8 protein-coding genes are annotated in these 8,325 nt (G+C 51.8%); 3 read left to right on the forward strand and 5 right to left on the reverse strand.

Going from position 1 to position 8,325, the window contains the following annotated elements; all coding sequences use genetic code 11:
• The first annotated feature begins 1 nt into the window (after nt 1).
• The 3 genes from DBR30_RS17355 (at nt 2) to DBR30_RS17365 (ending at nt 2,943) form a co-directional block, all read left to right on the forward strand.
• The gene (locus DBR30_RS17355; protein ID WP_258224480.1) at nt 2-313 is read left to right on the forward strand and encodes a cupin domain-containing protein; all 312 of its coding nucleotides are present in this window, start codon (nt 2-4) and stop codon (nt 311-313) included.
• A 192-nt stretch (nt 314-505) separates the two neighbouring features.
• Nucleotides 506-2,170, forward strand: coding sequence for an asparagine synthase B (gene asnB / locus DBR30_RS17360; RefSeq protein WP_108540162.1), 1,665 nt, complete (start codon nt 506-508; stop codon nt 2,168-2,170).
• Nucleotides 2,171-2,418: 248 nt separating this feature from the next.
• The gene (locus DBR30_RS17365; protein ID WP_108540164.1) at nt 2,419-2,943 is read left to right on the forward strand and encodes an acyloxyacyl hydrolase; all 525 of its coding nucleotides are present in this window, start codon (nt 2,419-2,421) and stop codon (nt 2,941-2,943) included.
• Nucleotides 2,944-3,130: 187 nt separating this feature from the next.
• Here DBR30_RS17365 and DBR30_RS17370 read toward each other — a convergent pair whose 3' ends face one another.
• The 5 genes from DBR30_RS17370 to DBR30_RS21290 form a co-directional block, all read right to left on the reverse strand.
• Complete coding sequence (locus tag DBR30_RS17370) at nt 3,131-4,468, reverse strand: IS4 family transposase (RefSeq protein ID WP_108540167.1); 1,338 nt, start codon at nt 4,466-4,468, stop codon at nt 3,131-3,133.
• Nucleotides 4,469-4,931: 463 nt separating this feature from the next.
• Complete coding sequence (locus DBR30_RS17375) at nt 4,932-5,294, reverse strand: DUF7079 family protein (RefSeq protein ID WP_108540170.1); 363 nt, start codon at nt 5,292-5,294, stop codon at nt 4,932-4,934.
• 27 nt (nt 5,295-5,321) lie between these two features.
• Entirely contained in the window at nt 5,322-6,377 is a 1,056-nt protein-coding gene (locus DBR30_RS17380) for a site-specific integrase (RefSeq protein WP_108540173.1), read from the reverse strand.
• Between the two features lie 29 nt (nt 6,378-6,406).
• Nucleotides 6,407-7,357, reverse strand: a complete 951-nt coding sequence (locus DBR30_RS17385) for a putative phage abortive infection protein (protein WP_108540176.1) — start codon at nt 7,355-7,357, stop codon at nt 6,407-6,409.
• On the reverse strand, nt 7,354-8,325 hold a 972-nt coding region (locus tag DBR30_RS21290; protein ID WP_181363613.1), incomplete at its 5' end, for a hypothetical protein. The genes DBR30_RS21290 and DBR30_RS17385, both read right to left, overlap by 4 nt.

Here is an 8,325-nt window from a genome sequence, read left to right on the forward strand (position 1 = left end):
GCTGATGCCCGCCCCCGAGCGCATTAAAGCAGACCATCCGAGTCAGACGGTGTGGAACCACTACTCCGACCCAAGCCAGCAGTTTCACGTGGGCTTCTGGGCTTGCGAGCCGGGCCGCTGGGCCATCCACTACACCGAGCACGAGTATTGCCAGCTGCTGGAGGGGGATGTGGTGATCCACGACAGTCAGGGCGGCCAGCTGGCCCTCAAACCCGGCGATCAATTCGTGATTCCGGCAGGCTTTGTCGGTGAGTGGGAGACCCTTACCCCCTGTCGCAAGGTCTATGTCATCTTCGAACCCGCCTCGGCTTGACGTTCACGTCAGCCTGCCACGTTGCAGCAACCCTTATCCTGTTGATCCGCTTGACGCTTACGGCATGATTTTCTGCGGTTTTCCCGCTTGCAAAAGGTTTTTCCGCTAGGCATTGTGTCTGACGAGGAATGTAAATGGAATTTCGAGCCCGGACGTGGGGGGCTCATATAAAAATCAAGAGGATTACCGCCAATGTGTTCTATTTTCGGCATTCTGGACATCAAAACCGACCCGGCTCTATTGCGCAAATCGGCGCTGGAGATGTCCAAGCGACTTCGTCACCGCGGGCCTGACTGGTCCGGCGTCTACAGCTCCGACAAAGCGATTCTGGTGCATGAGCGCCTGGCCATCGTCGATCCGGGCAATGGCGCCCAGCCGCTCTACAACCCCGAGCGCACTCACGTATTGGCCGTCAACGGCGAGATCTACAACCACAAAGAGCTGGAGAAGAACCTCAAGGTCGATTTCCAGTTCCAGACCAAATCCGACTGTGAAGTGCTGCTGGCCCTCTACAAGGAGAAGGGCCCGGCGTTTCTCGACGATCTCAACGGCATCTTCGCCTTTATCCTCTATGACGCCGAACAGGATGCCTACCTGATTGGTCGTGACCACATGGGGATCATTCCGCTCTATACCGGTCGCGATGAACACGGCAACTTCTATGTCGCCTCCGAGATGAAAGCGCTGGTACCGGTCTGCAAGAGCGTCGAAACCTTCCCGCCGGGACACTACCTCTGGAGCAAGGATGGCGAGCTCAAACAGTGGTACAAACGCGACTGGATGGAGTACAGCGCAGTCGAGCACAACGTCAGCGACAAGGCCGAGCTGAAAGCGGCGCTGGAAGCCGCGGTCAAACGTCAGCTGATGTGCGACGTACCCTATGGCGTGCTGCTCTCCGGCGGGCTGGATTCGTCCGTCATCTCCGCCATCACCAAGATCTACGCCGCCCGCCGGGTGGAAGATGATGGCAAGAGCGAGGCCTGGTGGCCGCAGCTGCACTCCTTCGCCGTGGGGCTGGAAGGCTCACCGGATCTCGCCGCCGCCCGCAAGGTGGCCGATCATCTGGGCACCATCCACCACCAGATCCACTTCACCGTGCAAGAGGGTCTGGATGCCCTGCGCGACGTCATCTATCACCTCGAGACCTATGACGTCACCACCATCCGCGCCTCCACGCCGATGTATCTGATGGCCCGTTACATCAAGGCGATGGGGATCAAGATGGTGCTCTCCGGCGAAGGCTCGGACGAGCTGTTCGGTGGCTACCTCTACTTCCACAAGGCGCCCAACGCCCGGGAGTTCCACGAGGAGAACGTGCGCAAGCTCGCCTCCTTGCACCTCTATGACTGCCTGCGCGCCAACAAATCGATGGCCGCCTGGGGTGTGGAAGGTCGCGTACCCTTCCTCGACAAGGAGTTCATGGATGTGGCAATGCGCCTGCAGCCCGCCGACAAGATGTGTGGCAAGGGCAAGATTGAGAAACACATCCTGCGCGAAGCGTTCGAGGATCTGCTGCCCCACGAAGTGGCGTGGCGCCAGAAGGAGCAGTTCTCCGACGGCGTGGGTTATTCGTGGATCGACAGCCTGAAAGCCATGGTGGAACAGGAAGTGACGGATCAGATGTTCGAGGCGGCCGCATTCCGCTTCCCCATCAACACCCCGCTCACCAAGGAGGCCTACTTCTACCGCGCCATCTTCGACGAGCACTTCCCGCTGGAAGCCTCCGCCCGCACCGTGCCCTACGGCAAGTCGGTCGCCTGCTCCACTCCTACCGCGCTGGAGTGGGATGCCAAGTTCAAGGAGATGGCCGACCCGTCCGGCCGCGCCGTGATGGACGTGCACCAACAGGGCTACTAAACCCGGACGGAGCAACCCAAGCGGATAAACGCCAGATAGCAAAAAGCCCTTCACCATGGTGAAGGGCTTTTTCATGTCCCCATTGCCACGCCCGCCAAATCACATCAGGCCATGCAGATAGTTGATTTTTCATAAATATTTAATTTTTTTACCGAGTGACCATGCATTGACAGGGAGCGCGTCGATTGACTATGCCTGAAGGGTGATCAACAGGATCACCAAGATGACAACAAGGATCGGGAGGGGGCATGGACGCTAACACTCTATCAAGGATCGGCCTGCTGACAGCACTGCTCGCCAGTCCGTCTGCAATGGCGAATGACAATATCGTGGTACTGCAGCTTGGCAAGGCCTTCAGCAATGAAAAGCTCGACATCAACATCGCCGACGCCAAGTTCCACCACATGTTCTGGCGCTGGGGAGACTCAGGCTGTCAATTTGGGCTGGGGGTACGTGCCGGAACGCTCAAGGTAGAAGATGAAGAGACCGCCAGACTGGGGGGCGGCGCCCGTATCGAATGTCAATGGGGTAACTGGGTGACCTGGCTCCCCGGCGAAATGGTCTGGCTCGATCAGTACCAATTTGGGACTCGCGGCCACGGCTACAAGGATTACGGCGGTCCCTTCCAGTTCGCTCTGGGTATCGGCCTCGGTTACGCCATCACCAAAAATTGGCTGATCGGCTATCAGTATGAGCACATGTCCAACGCCTATATGTATGACAAGAACCCGGGGCTTGACAGCCATACCCTCCATATCGAGTACCTGTTCTGATTACAGGCTTATGCCTTGGTCTGTAGACTGAGCAGCGGAATACAGGTGTACATGGTCCAAACGACCAGACCATAGCATCGTTCACCAACGGCGATACCACCGAGAAGAAGAGTATCGACGTGCAGCTAGAAGAACGCAGGAGTGATAACAGGATCCGAGAATGACCCCACAATGTGGGCAATGCTGTTCACTTAAGCGGAGCCGCATTGCGATCTACCGGAAAGCGGGTCTTTGATATCTTCACCGCCCTGGGTCTCGATGGCCTGGGGCGTTTTTCTATGAACATGACGCCTATGCTCCCCCGCAACTCCGCCAACCTCCGTGGCGTATGGGCTGGCGATAGCGCGCCCGCCATCACCGCCATCTGGTTTGCTATGAACTGACAGGCAAACTTGAAGCTCACTTCATTAGGCGCTCGCTGATGGGCTACGGCGGCCTGGCTCGCCTCCCGCCTGACCAGATTGTATCCAAGCAGCAAACCCCACAGCTCCTGATAAACCAAGTCCACTTTCTTGCTTCTCAGTGTGATGGCGTTGTGCTGCATCGCACTTTTGATATCCCGGTATCCCAGCTCGATTTCCCAGCGCTCGTGGTACAGGGTCGCCACCTGCGCTGCGCTGAATCTCGCCACGGGCAGGGAGGTAAAGACCGTTTTCTCCTTGCCTGCAACCTCATAGGTCACTGCGCGAACTTGCCAGTGTGCCGGCAACGCCGGGTTTTTCTTGCGAGCCTGAGGCGAGACCTTCATTTGCAACAGACGGTCACCGTCGCCATAGCGCTCAAGTTCCGTGTATACCAGCCCCTTGCGTTCTGGGATGAGCCAGTGACGGTCGCTGTCTTCGGCCTGAATTCGCAGCAACAGGTCGGCCCCGAAGAAACCTTTATCCAGCAGGGTTACCGACTTGTCCGGCAGTGAGTGAATGAACCCGCTGGCCAGGGGGATTTCCCCTTTGCGGTACGGGCTGATGGCCGCGTTGGCAATGACATGCGAGCGGACATTCATCAGCGTGACCAGCCGCAGCATCGGGTAGGGTGTCTGCCGGTTGGTTGAGGTGTTACCTGAGCCGAAATGCGCTCTGAGTTCAGGCATATCCTGGGTTCGGAACAGGGCACCATCGATGGCAAAGACCTGTAAGCCGTGCCAATGGTCTTCAGGATAACGTTCCCGCCCCCACACATCGGCACACTGCTTGAACAGCCACTCGAGCGGTTGTTTGCCGAGTCGCTGACGGGCTTGAGAGAGGGCGCTGTCCGCGAGCAGGAGGTCGTTGGCCAACCCTTCTGCACAGATGTTGAGGCGCCGAGCGACCTCGGAGATGGGCTCATTGCGGAAAAAAGCCATCCCCACGACGAGCCACAAGACCATATCAGAAGGTAAGCGGCGTCGGCGGATAGTGGCCTTTTCAGACAAGGCGGCAGCGGCACCAATCCATTCGTCGGGAATATGGTCGGCAAAAATTGCCAGTCGAGCCAGCATGTCGCCAGATGTCTTAACAACATCGCTCAGGTCGTTTGCAATAGACATAAAAAAATCCGGAACCAATGATTGGTTCCGGATTGTCCTACAGCAGAAGGATCGGTCAATGGATCCTTAACTGATCAGCATTGCCCACAATGTGGGGCCATTCTCGTTTCTGTCTGACAGCACACCGAAACATGGCCAGGGAAAGTCGCCGCATGAAGTGCGCCATCATACAAGAAGGCCCTGTTACTCCACATGACAGGAAGGGTGAACCACTTAAAAAAGCGCTGTCGCCACTAATGCAAAATAAAAAGTCCACTATTTCTAGTGGCCTTCTGTAACTCTTTGATTTTAATGGTGCCCGAGGCCGGAATCGAACCGGCACGACGCGAACGTCGAGGGATTTTAAATCTGATTTGGCCCTATGAGAAAACAAGCACTTACATAAAAATCAAAGGGTTAGTGAGCCAATGACAACTAAAAATGACCACCCATTTAAAATTTTGTCGCCACTCTGTCGCCACTTTTATTCCTTCTCGGCCAGCAGCACCGACAACCTGCGCCACTCTTCCGCAAACTGCCGCCTCAGATAAAACTGCCTTAGCGTGATGGACAGTTTCTTGGCAAACCCTGCCTTTGCCTCTCTTGCCAGCAAGCTCTGGATCTCTGCCCAAAGTGAGTCCCGTTCAAAACCGGTCCAGATCGGCGGCACGGGTGCCAGGGTGTTGGTGTAACAGACCGGCGCCACCCATTCGAACAAAACTTTCTCCACATGGGTAATGGGAAAGGCCCGCGCCACCCGAGCGATGTACTCGAAGTCGACCTCGTTATCGACAAAGAGATCGGACAACACTCCGCACAGGTCAATGTCTGATACTGGCTGATCCATTCAAACCATCCGATGGCCGAGGTGACTTCAATTTAAACCACAGACGGCAAGCGGGTTCAACCTCACCGCATCCTCCAAGTGATCGGGGGCAAAGTGGGCATAGCGCATGGTCATGGCGATGGTGGAATGGCCCAGGATCTTCTGCAGCACCAGGATGTTGCCGCCGTTCATCATAAAGTGGCTGGCGAAGGTGTGGCGCAGCACGTGGGTATTCTGACCGGGTGGCAGCTCCAGCCCTGCCCGTTCTACCACCATCTCGAAAGCACGATAACAGTCGCTGAACAGGCGGCCGCGCTTTCTCGGCAACTGGGCATAGAGTTCGGGGCTGATGGGTACGCTGCGGCTCTTCTTACTCTTGGTGCGAGTGAAGGTGATGCGGTTGGGGGATACCTGAGACTGGGTCAGCTCTTCCACCTCAGACCAGCGTGCGCCGGTGGCCAGGCAGAGTTTAACCACCAATAGCAGATCAGGGTTTTGACTCTCGGCGCAGGCGGCCAGCAGGCGCTTGAGCTCGTCAGGGTAGAGAAAGGCGAGTTCGGCCTCGGCCACTTTGTAGGCCCGCAGACCATCAAGCGGGTTTTCCCCCTGCCACTCCCCTAGCCTTTTCAGTTCGTTGAAGACCGCGCGCAGGTAGGCATGTTCCCGGTTCACCGTATTGGGGGTGACGCCCTGCTTCTCCTGGTTGATGGCGCGTCGGTCGGTAATATCGCCCGAGAGGCGAGCTTCACGGTAGGCGGCAAAATCGCGAGCGGTGAAGTTCACTGCCAACGGATCTCCCAGAGAATGGCACACGGTCAACAGCTTGGACTTGCGGGCCTCACCATCACGCAGACTCTGACCATGACGGCCAAACCAGAGTTCGACCAGATCGGAAAGATGTCGGCCATCGGTCGGTTCCCCCTGCACCTCCAACCAAGGCTTGCCCTTGTCCGGATCCAGTACAAAGCGCTCGAACGCCAGTGCCTCGCCCTTGGTGGCAAACTGCTTGCGGATCCGTGGTGCGTTGGGGTTTGCCTTGCTGGGACGCCCTTCTGGATAGATCTCGGCAAACCACTTGCCTGATATTTTTTTCCTAACTGCCATAACTCTTCACTAGGGGAGACGCATCCAATTTATTGGTTAGTAGATACAGTTGCAGGATTGTAGTTGTAGGCACCTAAAGTATATAAGTTCTTTAGGTCTGAGAGCGTAGGAGATTTAGGCTTCTTCCCACTAGGTATATTCATAAACAATCCAACGCGAAGATTATTAATAATTTCATTCAAGTCGTTATCATAAAGATGCTCAAAAAATGCATACTCCTCCATCAACACCTTAAACTTTGTACTTCTTTCGTAGCATAGACAGTTTATAAAAAGTAAAGCTAGTTCGAAGTTAGATAGCTGAGCCCTTATAATGTTGATATACGTAATTCTGTCCTTTTTAGGAAGGTCTGACTCATGAACGAACTTCAAAACCTGATATAAATACCTAAAATAATGACCAAGCGATGAATAGCACTCACTCATAAATTTATTATACACATGAGATATACTCTCGTGTAACCATTTATCATCATTCAATAAATCCCTACCCTCAGCCGCCGCCAAATAATGGTTATATGCACAATCCGTCAATCTTTCAAAAAGAGATTTAAATCCTGAACCAGTGCTGCCATTTATTGATAGCGATATATTACCATGAAGCGTAAGCATATTAAAAAATGAGCTTTCGAATACCTGTTTCTTCATTGCTTCTGTTTGCTTTTCGAACTGCCCCCCTTGTTCTTTCATCTCCTTTCTAGTGGATTTAAGCTCTGCTGACTGCATTACTATAGAAATAATCACACCCGCAAATGCCAATCCAGAAAACAGCGTATTAAGCGAACCATACAAATCACCTATTTCGCCTAATGTAGGAGAAGTTAATTTACCAATCAGTATATTACCAAACATGAAATCATAATTAATCCATATGGGATAATACCACCACGCACAAAACACAAAAATGAAAGGCAATACACAAATCAAGAATAAGAATAGAATTCTAGATATCACTCGACCAATCGCATAAAGGGCTTTCATTTAACGTTTCCTTTAATGGCTGTTATAACCTCTACAATTTTATTATTTTTTATAACAGCCTCTATCAGGGAGGCACTATTATCATTTTTATAGAGACGCACAGGGTTATCGGCAAAATGCAATATAATATTCTCTAGTAACTTACCACTCATTTCACTATCAATCTGACCGGCCTCATCTTTATAGCCATGGTAAGCCATTGCTACGGCAACCTTGTATGCGTAGTCCTCTCTTAGGCGAGTAACATGGTTAAATTGTTTACCTGAGAACCAGGCCAACCAAACAAGCGGTATTGATATAGAAATTCTCGAAATAATTTCAGCGGTGCCAATTCCATTTTCTGAAAAAACTGTTTCAACAAACCAAGCTCCAAAAACAGCCAGTGAAAGTAATGAAAAAGTAAATAATGAAATCCATCTTATTTCTGGCCACTTTAAGTCATCATGTCTTTTTTGGAAAGCTGATGCCATACCTTCCTGACTAGCAAGCTTTAGAATTCCATCTGCTTTTTTAACCGCATCATTGAATTTATGATTTAAATCAATGTCTGTTTTTTCAAACCTTTCGAAATAATCATTTAACATTTCAGATGCATTATTCTCAAATTGTGACAATAAAAACCTTATAGAATCTTTCTCATTTTCGAATGTTTCACTCATACACTTTATCGTATGATCGACATCATTTATTTTACTTTCAATAGCATTATTCAGCTTGCTCGCTGTGGTACTATTTAATTTTTCAAACGCAGTGAAATATGATGTTTTTTTCGACGCATCTAATAAGTCCTCTAGGTGTTCTTCTGTTAAGACTAAATCAGAAATAATACTATTGAATACATGCGTACTCTTTTCATCATTAAAATTTATTGGAACACCATTAATATGCATCTGTGCATATAATGAATCGAATAGAGATGAGCAATAAGCTGCAAAGCTTTTATCACCGCTAAAAAATCTGTTGAGATA

The organism is Aeromonas sp. HMWF017, from assembly GCF_003061465.1.
GTDB classification, from domain to species: domain Bacteria; phylum Pseudomonadota; class Gammaproteobacteria; order Enterobacterales; family Aeromonadaceae; genus Aeromonas; species Aeromonas veronii.